Origin of the sequence: Collinsella sp. AF37-9, assembly GCF_003475115.1 — a bacterium.
In the GTDB taxonomy this organism is placed as follows: domain Bacteria; phylum Actinomycetota; class Coriobacteriia; order Coriobacteriales; family Coriobacteriaceae; genus Collinsella.
On the sequence record NZ_QROQ01000002.1, the window covers coordinates 69,655 to 83,953 of the forward strand.

Sequence of the window (14,299 nt, forward strand, 5' to 3'; positions counted from 1 at the left end):
GATGTATTGATTTTTAGCCGAGGCAAGTCCAGTTGACGGGGGTCGAGCCGTGCTGTTCGAGTAGCCGATTGGCTGCCGAGAAGGTGCGCGACCCTATAAAAGCGGGGAGTTCTGCCGTGGCGCGGTTGGCCGAAAGCGGCGAGGGGTGCGTGGAGGCAAGGCAGAACTTGCCGGTTGCCTTGCCCGCGCCGGTCGCGGCGAGCTTGCCCTCGACCATCTGCTGGGCAAAGCGGCCCCATGCCAAAAAGACGACCGGCTGGGGCAGCTGGCAGCAACGTTCGATAACGTAGTCGGTGAGCGTGCTCCAGCCCAGCTTGGCGTGTGAGTTCGCGGCATGCTCGCGCACGGTGAGCGTGGTGTTGAGAAGCAGGACGCCCTGTTGTGCCCATGGGGTTAGGTCTCCCGTGGCGGGAATGGGGCAGCCTAGATCGGCATTGAGCTCCTTGTAAATGTTGCGCAGGCTCGGCGGCAACTTGGTTTGCGTCGCGGGGACCGAGAACGACAGCCCCATGGCCTGGTTGGGCCCGTGATAGGGGTCTTGACCCAAGATGACAACCTTGACCTGGTCGGCCGGCGTGTAGGCGAGGGCATTGAGGATGTCGTCTTGTGCCGGGTAGATGGTCTGCTCGGCACGCAGAAGGGCGATGCGCTCGAGCAGCTGGTTCGTAGTGTCACGTACCGGCTGCGGCGCATCGCCCAACCAAGTTGCTATGTTGCGGTCGCGAGTTGCAGCGTCCATGGAACTCCTTTAGGGCAGATGCTTTGTCGGCATCTATTGTAAAGGCGTCGGAGACCTTTATGCCGCGGCTGTATGAGGAGTGGGGTCTACGAGACGTGCTCGGGCGCTGCCGCCATATGAGCATGCCCATGTGCGCGGAGGCGCGGAAGCTCGACAGTTGCCACCATGACGCCGGTGAGGATGAGGGCGGCGCCAAGGAAGGCGATGGGGCTCAGGACCTCGCCGACCAGGAAAAACGAGAAGACGGCGGAGCAGACCGGCTCGAGCGAGAAGGCGAAGCCAGTGGTTTCGGCGGGTACGTGGGGCTGCACGAGCGTCTGGGTGATAAAGCCGTAGGCAGAGCAGATGAGTGCGAGCGCAACGATAACGACGATCTCGCTCGGCGTGCTGGGAAGCGTGAAGCCGCCAAAGGTAAATGCGGCGATACCCGAGAACAAGCCGCCGAAGCCCAGCTGCCAAACGCCCAGAGCCAGCGGATCGACTTCTTCGACAAAGCGCTTGGCGATGATAATGTGGCCGGCATAGATAAAGGCCGAGAGCAGCATGATGATCGCGCCGGGATTCAGGCTGGTAAAGTCGGCGCCCGAGAGCAGCAACATGCCGCAGGTGACGATGGCGGTGCCGATGAGCACCTTGCGCTCGGGGGCGCGACGCAGCAGGGCCGCGTTGGCAAACGGCACGATTACGACCGTCAGGCTCTGCAAAAAGCCGGCGGTGGAGGCGGAGGTGAGGCTGGAGCCCAGGCACATGCAGGTGATCTCGGTTGCCATGATGGCGCCGATGATGGCGGCGCGGACCATCAGGTCACGGTTGATGCGCACCGCGTGCTTGTGGAAGAGCAGCAGGCAGGCCGCAAAAGCGATGATGCAGCGCAGCGCGACGATGCTCGTGGCGTTCATGCTGTCCATGCCGATCTTCATGAGGGGGTACGAAAAGCCCCATGCGACGGGAACGGAAAATGAGAGCGCGATTGCTTTTTTGCGATCCATGGGACTCCTTTTGTTACAGAACGGTTTCGCAAAAAGGATTCTGCTCCCAGATATGGATGTAGTAAAGCGAATGTATCTTCAGTATGATTAAGAAATACTAATGTTGGAAGAAAAAGCCCTGGCAAAACGTTTTACGGCTACATCGATGTGGAGGCACGATGGCATCGCGGTATCAGATTGTATGTATGGTGGTCGATTGCGGCAGCCTGAAACGTGCCGCCGACGAGCTGGGCTATACGCAAAGCGCGGTGAGCCAGGCCGTCAAGGCGCTCGAGCGCGAGCTGGGCACCACGATTATCGAGCGTGGCAAGCAGGGCGTCTCACTGACGCGCGACGGCAAACAGTATCTGCCGTATCTGCGCCAGATCGTTACGGCCGAGGCCGAGCTTGAGGGCAAGCGCCTGGAGTTGCTGGGGCTTTCGTCGACCGACATTCGCATTGCGACGTTTACCAACGTGAGTCGTACTGTGTTGCCGCGTGTGATCCGCGACTTTGGGGCCCTGCATCCGGGCGTGCGCTTTACCCTCAAGCAGGGCGATTACACGCGCAATGCCCAGTGGGTGCACGATGGCATGGTTGACTTTTGCTTTACGGCACGCGGATTTACCACGGGGCTTCAGAAGCGCGTGGTCTATCACGACGAGCTGGTGGCGCTGTTGCCAGCCGTCCATCCACTGGCGGCAAAGGAAAAGGTGACGCTTGCCGACCTGGCGTCCGAACCGTTTGTGCTGCTGGATGAGGGCGAACAGAGTCTGGTGCTCGATGCGTTTGCCGCGCACGGGCTATCGCCGCATGTGACGAGTGAGGTCACCGATGACTACACCATTATGGCGATGGTGGAGGAGGGCCTCGGTGTGAGCATGCTCTACCGCCGTACCGTCGAGGGCATGCGGGCCGATATTTGTGTGCGTCCCATCGTGCACGCTCCCTCACGCGATGTCGTGGCAGCCTGGCGCAGTTGGGATACCATGCCTATCGCTACGAGGCGCTTTATCAACTATATGAGCTCGCATATCGTCAATTAATGACTGGCGTGGCGTTGAGCGCGGTGTTTAGCGGGCTGTCGCTTTGGCTTGGGTGGCGCGATAGGTGCGTGCCGGGTGGCAAAGTAGTACCGCCACGACCATAAAGAACGCCGTAGTGCCCAGGCTGATGGGGTAGACCATCATGATGTTCGCAAAAGTGCGGAAGTGCGGGAACACGCGGAACACCCAATAGAAGCGGATGCCGCAGACGCAGATCATGGTGATGAGGGCGGGCGTGAGCGAGATGCCAAAGCCGCGCAGATAACCGGACATGTTTTCGTAGAACATGCTAAAGGCGTATGCCGGGAAGATCGAGCACACGCGGATATAGCCGATCGAGACGATGTTGGGATCGCTGTTGAACAGCGACAGGATCTCGCGCCCCAGGCCGACAATGACGACAATCGTGGTGAGCGCGACGATGCCGCCTTCGACCAGGCAGACCTTGAGCGTCTTGGTGCAGCGGTCAATCTGGCGGGCACCGTGGTTTTGTCCCACAAAGGTGGTGCACGCCTGGCTAAAGCTGTTGAGCAGGTTGTAGCACACGTACTCCAGGCTCATGGCGGCGCTCGATGCGGCCATGACCTCGGTGCCCAGACTGTTGATGGCAGACTGGATGATGATGTTGGCGATGGCAAAGACGGCGCTTTGGATGCCGGCGGGCAGGCCGATCTTGACGATGCGCTTGAGGGCGACGGGGTCTAAGCCTAAGTCGCGTGGGGTGACGCGGACGACGGAGTCGGTCTTGAGCAGGCGGATAAAGAGCGTGGCGGCGCTGACGGTGTAGGCGATGGCGGTGGCGATGGCGACGCCCGCGACGCCCCAGTGGAGTACGGGGACAAAGATGAGATCCAGGCCAATGTTGAGGACGGTGGACACGGCGAGCGCCTGCAGCGGCATGCGGGTGATGCCGACGGAGCGGAAGATCGCGGCCTCAAAGTTGTAAAGCAAGATCGAGGGCATGCTGAGCAAAAAGACGCGCAGGTAGAGCGAAGCGAGCGGCATGGTTTCGGCGGGAACGTTGAGCGCGGCAAGCATGGGCTCGGCAAAGATCTCGCCCAGTGCGATGACGACAAAGCCCACGAGCGCCATCAAAATCGAGGTATGGACGGCGCGTTTGACCATGTTCTGATCGTTGCGGCCGATAGCGTTGGCAATGACCACGTTGGAGCCAAGCGACATGCCGATAAACAGGTTGAGCATAAGACTGGTAAGCGGAACATTGGAGCCGACCGCCGCCATGGCGAGGGTTCCCTGGTCGCCTGAGAAGTTACCGATGATGACCGTGGCGATGAGGTTCGATAGCTGCTCCAAGATGCTCGTGGCGGCCACGGGGAAGGCGAACAGGGGAATATTGCGCCACAGTGAGCCGGTGGTCATGTCAATGTGCTTGGACGCGGTATCAGCCATACGCTCTCAATCTCTAATATGCTCTTTCGTGCTTATTTGCGCAGATGATGATACTCCTAATCGACTAGTCATTGGGGACGTTCTTGAATGACTAGTCGTTTAAGAACGTCCCCAATGACTAGGTGGGGAAGGCGTGCGACAATGGTGGGCGTTGTGTAGTCCGCGCTAAGGAGTTGCCATGTTGTTGTGTCCCGTTTGCCATGAACCGTTGGTGGACGATGAGCGCGGTGCTGCATGCGCGGGCGGGCACCGGTTTGACCGTGCGCGCGAGGGCTATCTATATCTGCTGCGCTCGTCCAAGAGCGGTGACTCCATGGGTGATCCCAAGTCGCAGGCGCGCAGCCGTCGTGACTTTCTGAACCGTGGATACTATGCGCCGTTGCGCGATGCGATGGTCGAGCTGGTGCGCGAGCGGGTGTTCGGGCGCGCTGCGTCTGCGAACGGCCCCATGACCTTGCTCGATATTTGCTGCGGCGAGGGCTACTACACCAGCGCCATGGGTGCGGTGCCGGGCGTGGATGCTTATGGCTTTGACCTGGGTAAAGAGATGGTGCGCCTGGCCGCCAAGCGCGGCGATGCGACCTACTTCGTGGCCAACATGAAGGATATCCCTGTGGCCGATGGCGCCTTCGATATGGTGACCGAGCTCTTTGCCCCCTTTAACGAGCGCGAGTTTGCCCGCGTGCTGGCACCCGAGGGCTCGCTCTACACCGTGGTGCCGGGTGCCCGTCATCTGTTTGGGCTCAAGGAGGTGCTCTACGACACGCCATATCTCAATGACGAGAAGCTGCCGCAGACGACCGAGCTCGAGTTGGTCGGAACGCAGCGGGTGTCTGCGAACATTACGCTCCAGACCCAGGCTGACATCGAGGCGGTGTTCCAGATGACGCCGTACTACTACCGCACGCGCCCCGCCGACAAAGAGCGCCTGGCAAACCTGGACACCCTTCAAACCGACATCGACTTCATCATCGCCGAGTACCGCCACAGCTAACAACCTGCCAAAAAGGGACAGGTTTATTTTGGCAGGGTTTATCTGGGCAAACGTAAAGGGCCGACCGCGGAGATGCGCGATCGGCCCTTTTTAGTTGCTTGGCTACAAAGGTTATGAGAAGCGAGCGCTTACAGGCGGTCCTTGTTCTCGGCCTTAACGGTGTGCGCCTGCTGAACAAAGAACAGGTCGTAGACCACGATGACAAAGGCGACGATATTGATGGAGCTGCCGCCGAGCGCGGGAAGCGTGAGCACGGCCTGCGCAATCGTGGCGATTGCGGCAACGATGCCGAGCTTAAACGCGCCATCCACCTGCGAGGGCTTATTGGCGCCCTTGATGCCGGCGACGCCTGCCGCAAGATCGACAACGCCCTTGGCGATAATCACGGCCGCGGCGAGCATGGCGTTCGATCCGTAGGTGGACTCGAGCTTGCCGGTCGCGATGCCGGCGATTCCCATGATGAGACTGGCGATGCCCAGAACAAAATAAATCAGGGCAAGGATTTTGAGTGTCTTGCGAGCGGCGCTCATAGCTGGTCCTTTCGATGCGGGCGCGGAGAATCTGTCGCACCCAGGTTGCGGCACATATCGTGAAGCACATTGTAGTTCAACGGGGCGATGCATGCGTTTGAAAGCGTTTCTTACCTGCACGGTCCAACCTTTCAAAAAGGAAAGCTGGGCGTAAGTCAAATCGATGGCAGCTCATGTACGGCGCTGCGATGATGAAGGCGTAACAAGGAGTTGGTCTAAGGAGGAGCCATGATGTACGGAACAGGGCAAGTGCGCGAGCCGCGGTCGTTGGGAAGGCGCATGAGTGATTCTGTGATTGCCGCCGTGTGCACGGGATTGATGGCGGTGCTTTGCATTGGGATGCTGTGGACCATGTCGCATGTGGGACAATAGCGGACGGTTGGGCGCCGACAGAGGCGGCGCTCGCGTATTCGTTTTGCTTGTTAAGGAGTGCCCATGGGCGTCGTCGATCCCTTTTCTGTTGCTCGGGCGGCAGGGCTCGAGTTAACCAGGACACCCGAGGGCCTCACGCTCACCGATGGCTCGATGGAGCTGCGAGCCGATTTTGCCCGCATGCTTCCACGACTCAAGCAGGGCCGCTTGCAACAGGAGCTGCTGGTGAAGGCCGCGCGCGCGAAAGGCGTTGAGCATCCGTGGGCAATCGATGCCACGGCAGGTTTTGGCGAGGATTCGCTGCTGCTGGCAGCCGCGGGCTTTGCGGTCGATTTGTATGAGCAGGACTGCGTGATCGCGGCGTTGCTTCAAGATGCGCTGGACCGCGCGGCAGATAATCCGGCGCTTGCGACAGTCGCGGCGCGCATGCGCTTGCATGCGGGCGAGGACAGCATTGCCGGCCTTCGCCATACAGCTGAGCTGGTCGAGCACGGTGAGCTCGCGGCTCCCGATGTGGTGTATCTGGACCCCATGTTTCCCGAGCGTACCAAGAGCGCGGCGGTGAAAAAGAAGTTTCAGCTCTTGCACCATCTGGAACAGCCGTGTGCCGATGAGGAGGCGCTGGTCGAAGCCGCGCTTGCGCCGCGCCCGCGCAAGGTTGTTATCAAGCGGCCGGTGAAGGGGCCGCTGCTTGCCGGCGTTAAGCCGAGCTATCAGCTTGCGGGCAAGGCCGTTCGTTACGATGTTCTGGTGCCGCCGCGCCCGTAGCTTCCGTACAACGGCTGGCACTCCGTCAGTGCTGTGCCGATGCGGGGTCTATTTCCAAGGGTGCGACGTCAGGTGCCAGCCGCCGCAGTATTCGCATTTGTAGCAGGCCAGCCCGCGACGTCCGCGGTTTTCGCAGTCGGCCATAACTGCTTCGACCTCGGCGCGCGTGTCGTAACGGTTTTTGCGCTCGCACGACTTGTAGCGCCAGGCTTCATCGCGCGCGGCGTCCAGGGCGTCGCGGCGCTCGTCCTCGCGCGCAAACAGGTCGCTCATATCGCCGCCGGTGGCAGCGCCCAAAAACTCGCTTTTGGCCTTTGACCAGGCGGCTCGCTTTTTGCTTCCCATCTGCTTCGCGCCCCTCTTCAAACGCTGGTATCATTGCTCAATCAAAGTGATACCAATAAACGTGAGGTCGCCGCGTGATGATCAGAAAAACCCTCGATACCGACATTCCCGCCGTCATAGGTATCTATGACGCCGCTCGCGCTTTTATGCGCGCACATGGCAACGCCACACAGTGGCCCGAGGGCACACCTTCGGCCGAGCAGCTGGCTGCCGATATCGCCGCCGGTGGCAGCTATGTGTGCGAAGTCAACGGTCGCGTGGTGGCGACGTTTGCCTTTCTGCCGGGCCCGGACGAGTGCTATGACGTTATCGAGGACGGTCAGTGGCGTAGCAACACTCCGTACGCCGTACTGCACCGCGTGGCGTCCGACGGCACCGTGCACGGTATCGCGGCCGCGATGTTTGCCTTTGCCAAGGAGCGCGCTGACCACCTGCGTATCGATACGCATGCGGACAACCTGCCCATGCAGGGCGCGAGCATGAAGGCGGGGTTCGAGCGCGCCGGCGTCGTGTATGTGTCAGACGGCACGCCGCGTGTTGCGTTCGACTGGCTGCGCGAGGCATAAGAGCGGGAACGCGTATCAACAATCCATGTACATGAAAATGGCCCCGGGTGGGGCCATGTTTGATTGCCACGCTGGTTTGCGAGGCGGTAGATGTGGCGCGCTGCCGGCTCTAAGGCGCCTACGGCCGGGGCAGCTCGCTTCCGCAGTGGCAACACTTGGTCGCGCCCTCATGTACCTCTTCTAGGCAATAGGGACAGACGGGCTTGGGCGCAGCTTGTTCGGCGGCGGTACCGGCGAGCTTGTCGCTAATTTCCTGCGCCTTGTTGAATGCCTTGACGATGGCAAAGACGATCGCCGCCACAATCAAAAAGTTGATGCACGCGCCAATGAACGCTCCAAAGTCGATATTGGTTCCCGGCACCACCAGCCCCGAGATCTCGGTGGCGCTGCCGCCGGCAATCACGGAGATAAGCGGGTTGATGATGTTATCGGTAAGCGAGGTCACGATAGAGGTAAATGCGCCGCCGATAATCACGCCGACGGCCATGTCCATCACGTTGCCGCGGTTGATGAATTCCTTGAACTCGTTGAGTAATGCCTTCATGGTGGCTCCTCGCTGTTGTGGGGCTCGCGTTGTTGCCGCCCCAGATGAGTCCCGGCAGACAAAAGGGGAGGTGCCGGCTTTCGCAAGGCGCGAACCTACGAAAATCGCCGCGCGGCAACGCGGGGCGATGAGCTCGGTCGGGGGATAGGGCCCGCTTCGCCCGCCGGCCCGTAAATTGTATCATCCAGTGTGGAACGAGGGTGCCCGTTGCCGCGTGCGATGGGCCTGCAATAAGAGGAGGGCCATGTCGAAGCAAGCGGTCGTTGGAATCTTGGCGCATGTCGATGCCGGCAAGACTACGCTGGCCGAGGCCATGCTGTTCAACGCGGGTCGCATTCGCAAGCGCGGCCGTGTGGACGACGGCGACTCGCACCTGGATACCAGCGCTATCGAACGCGAGCGCGGCATCACGATTTTCTCGTCGCAGGCCGTGCTCGACCACGGAGATACCCACGTCATGCTTGTGGACGCCCCCGGTCACGTGGATTTTTCGGCCGAGGCAGAGCGCACATTGCGCGCGCTCGACTACGCGATTTTGGTTGTGGGCGCCAACGATGGCGTGCAGGGGCACACCGAAACCCTGTGGCGCCTGCTTGCACGTTATGACATCCCGACGTTCATCTTCATCAACAAGATCGATTTGGAGAATCCTGGCCGCGATGTTTTGCTGACACAGCTTGGGCAGCGTCTTTCCGAGGGCTGCCTGGATGCCAATGAACTGCTGGCGGGCGGCGCCGCTTGGGAGGACGCTGCCGCGTTGGACGAGGCAGCCCTCGAGGAGTTTCTTGAGACGGGTGAGCTTTCCATCGCAACGCTGTCGCGCATGGTTGCCGAGCGCAAGCTCTTTCCCTGCTTTGCCGGCTCGGCGCTCAAGGACCAGGGCGTGGGCGAGCTGCTGGACGGCATATGCGCGCTGATGCGTGAGAGGGCGTGGCCGCCGGAGTTCGCCGCGCGCGTCTATCGTGTCAGCCGCGGGGATCGCGGCGAGCGTTTGGCTTGGGTTAAAGTGACCGGCGGCACGCTGCACGCAAAACAGATGATTGGCGGACGTTCCGGTGCCGAGGCATGGGAGCAAAAGATCGATCAGGTGCGCATCTATAACGGCGAGAAATACGAGCTTGCACAGAAAGTTGCCGCTGGCGGCATCTGCGCCGTGACGGGTCTTGCACACGTTCGCCCAGGGGACGCCCTGGGCGCGGAGCCCGCGGGCGATGCGCCCGTCATTGCGCCAGTCCTTACCTATACGGTGCTTCCGGGCGAACACGATGTCCACGCGGTGTTCAAAGCACTGACTGAGTTGGCGGACGAAGATCCTATGCTCGGCGTAAGCTGGAATACGCATCTTGAGCAGATTCATTTGCAGTTGATGGGCGCCGTGCAGCTCGAGGTCGTGCAGCGGGTGTTGGCCGATCGCTTTGGCCTTTCGATTGATTTTGAGTCTGGCGGCATTCTCTATAAGGAGACTATTTCGCAGCCGGTCGAGGGCGTGGGCCACTTTGAGCCACTGCGCCACTATGCCGAGGTACATCTGCGCCTGGAGCCATTGCCGGCGGGTTCGGGCGTGCAGTTTGGCACCGTTACCTCGACCGACGAGCTCGATCCTAACTGGCAGCGTCTGGCGCTCACCAACGCCATGGAGCGCGATCACCTGGGCGTGCTGACCGGCTCTCCCATCACCGATGTGCGCATTACGCTCACGGGCGGCCGTGCGCATGCCAAACACACCGAGGGCGGCGATTTTCGCCAGGCCACGTACCGCGCGATTCGTCAGGGTTTGATGCAGGCGCGTGAGGCCGGCGCGGCGGTGCTGTTGGAGCCGTGGTATCGCTTTGAACTCGAGGTGCCGGGGGAGTGCGTGGGCCGGGCGCTCTCGGATGCCACACGCATGGGTGCCGAGTACGAGCCGCCGACGATGGCGGGAGACCGGGCGAAGCTTGTGGGTCGTGTGCCGGCATCTGAGGTGCAGGATTACGCGCTGGAGGTGGCCGCCTACACGAGTGGTCGCGGTCATCTGTACCTGGAGTTCGCCGGCTATGCGGCTTGCCATGATGCCGAGCGCGTCATCGAGGCGGCCGCCTATGAGCCCGAGGCCGATCTGCCCAACACGCCCGATTCGGTCTTTTGCTCTCACGGCGCCGGTTACACGGTCAAATGGTACGACGTACCCGCCGCAGCCCACGTAAAGGTCGATCCCGCCACCTTCCGCCCCTGGCGAGCGGCGGACGCCGAGTTTTTCGGCCATAGGTGATAGAGGGTCAGTCTCTTTATCGCATCCTGTTAGTATAACTCGGTATAAGTTGGTATAACTATTACCAGGGTTTGCCAATCCGAGGAGGCCGACATGAATCCAAATCCCTTTAAGCCCACTGCTGGCAAGCGGCCCCCGGTACTCATCGGCCGCGAGTCGGTCATCGAAGATTTTGAGGAAGGGCTCGATAACGGCGCTGGAGCGCCGGGCAGGTTCATGCTCATTACGGGAAACCGCGGCTGCGGCAAAACGGTTCTCCTGCGGGAGCTGCAACGTTTGGCTAGCGAGCGCGGATGGGCGGTTGTTTCCGATTCCGCTTCGCTTGGCTTATGCGACCGCTTGGCCGAGGCGCTTCGCTCGAATAAGCCCGTTGTGACGTCAATGGAGTTCGGTCCGTCGTTTGGTCGGATGTCGGTTGAGGCGGCGCGAGCAAAAGGCGAGACGTTGCGAGGGCTGGTCAACGAACGCCTCAAGAAACTCGGGCCAGGCAAGGGCATACTGTTTGCGATTGACGAGGCGCAGTCTGCGTCTATCGAGGAGCTGGCGGCGCTGGCCGTTCTCTATCAGCAAGTGCTTGGAGACCAAGATGCCACGGGCTTGCCCGATAGCGACCAGCGCGGTCTTGCGCTGGTTTTTGCCGGCTTGCCTAACATGGTTGACGATTTGCTCGAAGAGCCGAGCGTAACGTTTCTGCGCCGCGCCCAGCAGCGTACGCTGGGGGCGATTTCTTTGCCCAAAGTGCGCGATTCATATATCCAGACGGTCAAAGACGCTGGTCTTTACGTTGACACGGAGACGGCGGACCTTGCGGCACACAAGAGCATGGGGCATCCCTATATGGTCCAGTTGGTGGGCTATTACATGTGGCGCTCTGCCGTCCGGCGCAACTCGCAGGTCATTGAAAGGTGCGATGTCGAGGCTGGCCATGCGGATGCCATCTCTGAGTTCTACGAAGCGGTCGACGCGCCCCTGTATTATGGATTGCGCAGTCCGCAACGCCTCTTTATCGAGGCCATGGCTGCTGACGAGGGTAAGCCGACGCGCATGGCGGACATCATTGAGCGTTGCGATCGCACCCAGAGCTGGGCGAGTAAATATCGCGCAAGCCTGATTCGCGAGCGCGTCATCGAGGCTGCCGGATACGGCCTCGTCCGATTTGTCGTGCCCATGCTGGGCGCGTACATTCGCGATCGCGTTTTATGGCACGAGTAATGTGACAAAGGGTCTGTCCCTTTGCCACGTTCGGCTAACAGGAAGGGGAGCGATGACGGTGTCGCAACAACCAAGCGCTATCGAAGTACGTGGCGCGCGTGTCCATAACCTTAAGGACATCGATATCGATATTCCGCTGGGAAGGCTCGTGGGCATTGCCGGCGTGTCAGGTTCGGGCAAGAGCTCGCTGGCGCTGGGGGTTCTGTATGCCGAGGGCTCGCGTCGTTATCTGGAGGCGCTCAGCACTTATACCCGCCGTCGTCTGACGCAGGCCGAGCACGCACAGGTGGACGAGGTGCTGCACGTGCCGGCGGCGCTCGCATTGCGTCAGCGTCCTAGTGTGCCAGGCGTGCGCTCGACCTTTGGCACCATGACCGAGCTCAACAACAGCCTGCGCCTGCTCTTTAGCCGCTGCGCCCATCATGTGTGCCCGCATTGCGGGACGCGTGTGGAGCCGAGCCTTAACGTGGCCGCGGGCCTGTCGCTCACGTGCCCCGCATGCGGCCGCGAGTTCTATGCGCCGGGTGCCGAGGACCTTGCCTTTAACAGTGGCGGCGCGTGTTCTACCTGCGGCGGCACCGGCGTCATGCGCGAGGTGGACGAGGCGAGCCTGGTGCCCGACGAGTCAAAGACCATCAACGAGGGCGCGGTGCTTCCCTGGGGCACGCTCATGTGGGACCTGATGAAGCAGGTGGCCGGCGAGATGGGCGTGCGTACCGACGTGCCGTTTAACCAGCTCACGCCTCAAGAGCGCGACATCGTGTTCCATGGCCCGGCAGTTAAGAAGCACATTCTCTACGTTCCCAAAAATGGCGAGGGCGCCACGCCGCTCGACTTTACCTATTACAACGCCGTCTATACCGTCGAGAATGCGCTCGCCAAGGTTAAGGACGATAAGGGGCTCAAGCGCGTTGCGCGCTTTTTGCGCGAGGGACCGTGCCGCGATTGCGGAGGCACGCGTCTTTCCGAGGCTGCGCGCCAGCCCCAGGTGCGCGGTATCAATCTGGCACAGGCGGCGGCCATGACGCTGGGCGAGGCGATTGAGTGGGTGCGCGGAGTGCCCGCATCCTTGCCGACCGAGATGCAGCCCATGGCGACGGATATCTGCGATTCGTTTTTGAGCACGGCCCGTCGCCTGGTCGATCTGGGTCTCGACTACCTTTCGCTCGACCGCGCCGGCGCCACGCTTTCCACGGGTGAGCGCCAGCGCGTACAGCTCGCCCGCGTGGTGCGCAACCGATCGACGGGCGTGCTGTATGTGCTGGACGAGCCTTCGATCGGCTTGCATCCTGCCAATGTCGACGGCTTGGTGGGCGTGATGCGCGATCTGGTGGATGACGGCAACACCGTGGTTGTTGTCGACCACGACACGCGCGTGCTGGCAGAAGCCGACTATCTGGTCGAGATGGGCCCCGTTGCCGGAGCAGGCGGCGGTCATGTGATCGCCGCCGGTACGGTGGGTGAGGTCGAACAATCGCAGGGCAGCCGCATCGCGCCGTTCTTGCGCACGGACCCCAAGCGCTTGCGCCCGCAGGTGGCTGACGACGAAATGTTCGACCTAGGCCATATCCGCATGGCGACCGATGCCATCCATACCGTCAAACCACTCGAAGTCGATATCCCGCGCGGCCGCCTTGTCGCGGTGACGGGCGTTTCGGGTTCGGGCAAGACGACGCTGGTGCTCGAGACGCTCATCCCGGCGCTCAAGGCGCAAGCGGCCGGCGAGCGCCTGCCGAGGCACGTGCGTTGGGTCGATGCCGAGGGCATCGCGCGCGCCAACCTGATTGACGCCACGCCCATTGGCGCCAACGTGCGCTCGACGGTGGCGACCTATGCCGACATCCATGATGAGCTGCGCCGCGCCTTCGCCCGTACGCCCGAGGCCAAGGCGGCGGGGTATAAGGCGGGTGCCTTTAGCTACAACACCGGTGCCTTGCGATGCCCCACGTGCGATGGCACGGGCTCGATATCGCTTGACGTGCAGTTTTTGCCCGATGTCGAGATCGTCTGTCCTGCATGTCGTGGCTCGCGTTATGCGGATGCCGCCTCGCATATCCATCGCGAGGGCAAGGACGGCAGCCTGCTTACGTTGCCGCAACTTATGGATATGAGCGTGGACGAGGCACTCGATGCCACGGTAGGACTCAAGAAAGTCCAGGCGCGCCTGCAGACCTTGCGCGACCTGGGGCTGGGATACCTGACACTTGGCGAGCCCACGCCGGCGCTCTCGGGCGGCGAGGCGCAGCGCCTTAAGCTTGCGAGCGAGATGGGCCGCGTGCAGGACGATGCCGTATTCGTATTCGACGAGCCCACGATTGGCCTGCATCCGCTCGATGTTCAGGTGTTGCTGAGTGTGTTTGATGGCCTTGTTGCCAAGGGCGCCACGGTTATCGTGATCGAGCACGACCTCGACCTTATCCGTAACGCCGATTACGTGATCGACATGGGCCCGGGCGGTGGCGACGCGGGCGGGCAAATCGTCTGCACCGGTACGCCGGGCGACATCACGGCCTGCTCCAAGAGCATTACCGGTCGCTACCTATAGGCGATGTGACAA

13 protein-coding genes are annotated in these 14,299 nt (G+C 61.4%); 7 read left to right on the forward strand and 6 right to left on the reverse strand.

All coding sequences use genetic code 11. The features are described 5' to 3' along the window. Positions 1 to 13: 13 nt before the first annotated feature. Positions 14 to 739, reverse strand: a complete 726-nt coding sequence (locus DW024_RS01105) for a uracil-DNA glycosylase (protein ID WP_118376750.1) — start codon at positions 737 to 739, stop codon at positions 14 to 16. A gap of 86 nt (positions 740 to 825) precedes the next feature. Further along, the gene (locus tag DW024_RS01110; RefSeq protein WP_117803779.1) at positions 826 to 1,728 is read right to left on the reverse strand and encodes a DMT family transporter; all 903 of its coding nucleotides are present in this window, start codon (positions 1,726 to 1,728) and stop codon (positions 826 to 828) included. Between the two features lie 158 nt (positions 1,729 to 1,886). Here DW024_RS01110 and DW024_RS01115 point away from each other — a divergent pair, with 158 nt between their 5' ends. Continuing rightward, positions 1,887 to 2,753: a LysR family transcriptional regulator gene (locus DW024_RS01115; protein WP_118376751.1), complete on the forward strand. Its 867-nt coding sequence runs from the start codon at positions 1,887 to 1,889 to the stop codon at positions 2,751 to 2,753. A gap of 27 nt (positions 2,754 to 2,780) precedes the next feature. Here the strand turns inward: DW024_RS01115 and DW024_RS01120 are convergent, their stop codons facing one another. Continuing rightward, positions 2,781 to 4,163 (reverse strand): MATE family efflux transporter, encoded by a 1,383-nt coding sequence (locus DW024_RS01120; RefSeq protein ID WP_118376752.1) that lies wholly within the window; start codon positions 4,161 to 4,163, stop codon positions 2,781 to 2,783. Positions 4,164 to 4,341: 178 nt separating this feature from the next. Between DW024_RS01120 and DW024_RS01125 the strand changes: the two genes are divergently transcribed. Next, the gene (locus tag DW024_RS01125; RefSeq protein ID WP_118238029.1) at positions 4,342 to 5,157 is read left to right on the forward strand and encodes a putative RNA methyltransferase; all 816 of its coding nucleotides are present in this window, start codon (positions 4,342 to 4,344) and stop codon (positions 5,155 to 5,157) included. A gap of 128 nt (positions 5,158 to 5,285) precedes the next feature. On the opposite strand, the gene DW024_RS01130 is transcribed toward DW024_RS01125, so the two are convergent. Continuing rightward, positions 5,286 to 5,687: a hypothetical protein gene (locus tag DW024_RS01130; protein WP_118376753.1), complete on the reverse strand. Its 402-nt coding sequence runs from the start codon at positions 5,685 to 5,687 to the stop codon at positions 5,286 to 5,288. Between the two features lie 435 nt (positions 5,688 to 6,122). Here DW024_RS01130 and DW024_RS01135 point away from each other — a divergent pair, with 435 nt between their 5' ends. Further along, complete coding sequence (locus DW024_RS01135; RefSeq protein ID WP_118376754.1) at positions 6,123 to 6,827, forward strand: class I SAM-dependent methyltransferase; 705 nt, start codon at positions 6,123 to 6,125, stop codon at positions 6,825 to 6,827. Between the two features lie 48 nt (positions 6,828 to 6,875). Here DW024_RS01135 and DW024_RS01140 read toward each other — a convergent pair whose 3' ends face one another. After that, positions 6,876 to 7,172: a hypothetical protein gene (locus DW024_RS01140; RefSeq protein ID WP_118376755.1), complete on the reverse strand. Its 297-nt coding sequence runs from the start codon at positions 7,170 to 7,172 to the stop codon at positions 6,876 to 6,878. A 77-nt stretch (positions 7,173 to 7,249) separates the two neighbouring features. On the opposite strand from DW024_RS01140, the gene DW024_RS01145 reads away from it, so the two are divergent. Next, positions 7,250 to 7,738 (forward strand): N-acetyltransferase, encoded by a 489-nt coding sequence (locus DW024_RS01145; RefSeq protein WP_118376756.1) that lies wholly within the window; start codon positions 7,250 to 7,252, stop codon positions 7,736 to 7,738. A gap of 118 nt (positions 7,739 to 7,856) precedes the next feature. On the opposite strand, the gene mscL is transcribed toward DW024_RS01145, so the two are convergent. After that, positions 7,857 to 8,282 (reverse strand): large conductance mechanosensitive channel protein MscL, encoded by a 426-nt coding sequence (gene mscL / locus DW024_RS01150; RefSeq protein ID WP_118376757.1) that lies wholly within the window; start codon positions 8,280 to 8,282, stop codon positions 7,857 to 7,859. A gap of 244 nt (positions 8,283 to 8,526) precedes the next feature. On the opposite strand from mscL, the gene DW024_RS01155 reads away from it, so the two are divergent. The 3 genes from DW024_RS01155 (at position 8,527) to DW024_RS01165 (ending at position 14,287) form a co-directional block, all read left to right on the forward strand. Next, positions 8,527 to 10,530, forward strand: coding sequence for a translation factor GTPase family protein (locus DW024_RS01155; RefSeq protein WP_118376758.1), 2,004 nt, complete (start codon positions 8,527 to 8,529; stop codon positions 10,528 to 10,530). A 93-nt stretch (positions 10,531 to 10,623) separates the two neighbouring features. Continuing rightward, entirely contained in the window at positions 10,624 to 11,742 is a 1,119-nt protein-coding gene (locus tag DW024_RS01160; protein WP_118376759.1) for a BREX system ATP-binding domain-containing protein, read from the forward strand. Positions 11,743 to 11,794: 52 nt separating this feature from the next. Next, positions 11,795 to 14,287: an excinuclease ABC subunit UvrA gene (locus tag DW024_RS01165; protein WP_118376760.1), complete on the forward strand. Its 2,493-nt coding sequence runs from the start codon at positions 11,795 to 11,797 to the stop codon at positions 14,285 to 14,287. Positions 14,288 to 14,299 lie beyond the last annotated feature (12 nt).

Coding starts and splice junctions, on each gene's coding strand:
- DW024_RS01160 (WP_118376759.1), top strand. CDS start 10,624: ATGAATCCAAATCCCTTTAAGCCCACTGCTGGCAAGCGGCCCCCGGTA.
- DW024_RS01110 (WP_117803779.1), bottom strand. CDS start 1,728: ATGGATCGCAAAAAAGCAATCGCGCTCTCATTTTCCGTTCCCGTCGCA.
- DW024_RS01165 (WP_118376760.1), top strand. CDS start 11,795: ATGACGGTGTCGCAACAACCAAGCGCTATCGAAGTACGTGGCGCGCGT.
- DW024_RS01105 (WP_118376750.1), bottom strand. CDS start 739: ATGGACGCTGCAACTCGCGACCGCAACATAGCAACTTGGTTGGGCGAT.
- DW024_RS01120 (WP_118376752.1), bottom strand. CDS start 4,163: ATGGCTGATACCGCGTCCAAGCACATTGACATGACCACCGGCTCACTG.
- DW024_RS01115 (WP_118376751.1), top strand. CDS start 1,887: ATGGCATCGCGGTATCAGATTGTATGTATGGTGGTCGATTGCGGCAGC.
- mscL (WP_118376757.1), bottom strand. CDS start 8,282: ATGAAGGCATTACTCAACGAGTTCAAGGAATTCATCAACCGCGGCAAC.
- DW024_RS01140 (WP_118376755.1), bottom strand. CDS start 7,172: ATGGGAAGCAAAAAGCGAGCCGCCTGGTCAAAGGCCAAAAGCGAGTTT.
- DW024_RS01145 (WP_118376756.1), top strand. CDS start 7,250: ATGATCAGAAAAACCCTCGATACCGACATTCCCGCCGTCATAGGTATC.
- DW024_RS01125 (WP_118238029.1), top strand. CDS start 4,342: ATGTTGTTGTGTCCCGTTTGCCATGAACCGTTGGTGGACGATGAGCGC.
- DW024_RS01155 (WP_118376758.1), top strand. CDS start 8,527: ATGTCGAAGCAAGCGGTCGTTGGAATCTTGGCGCATGTCGATGCCGGC.
- DW024_RS01130 (WP_118376753.1), bottom strand. CDS start 5,687: ATGAGCGCCGCTCGCAAGACACTCAAAATCCTTGCCCTGATTTATTTT.
- DW024_RS01135 (WP_118376754.1), top strand. CDS start 6,123: ATGGGCGTCGTCGATCCCTTTTCTGTTGCTCGGGCGGCAGGGCTCGAG.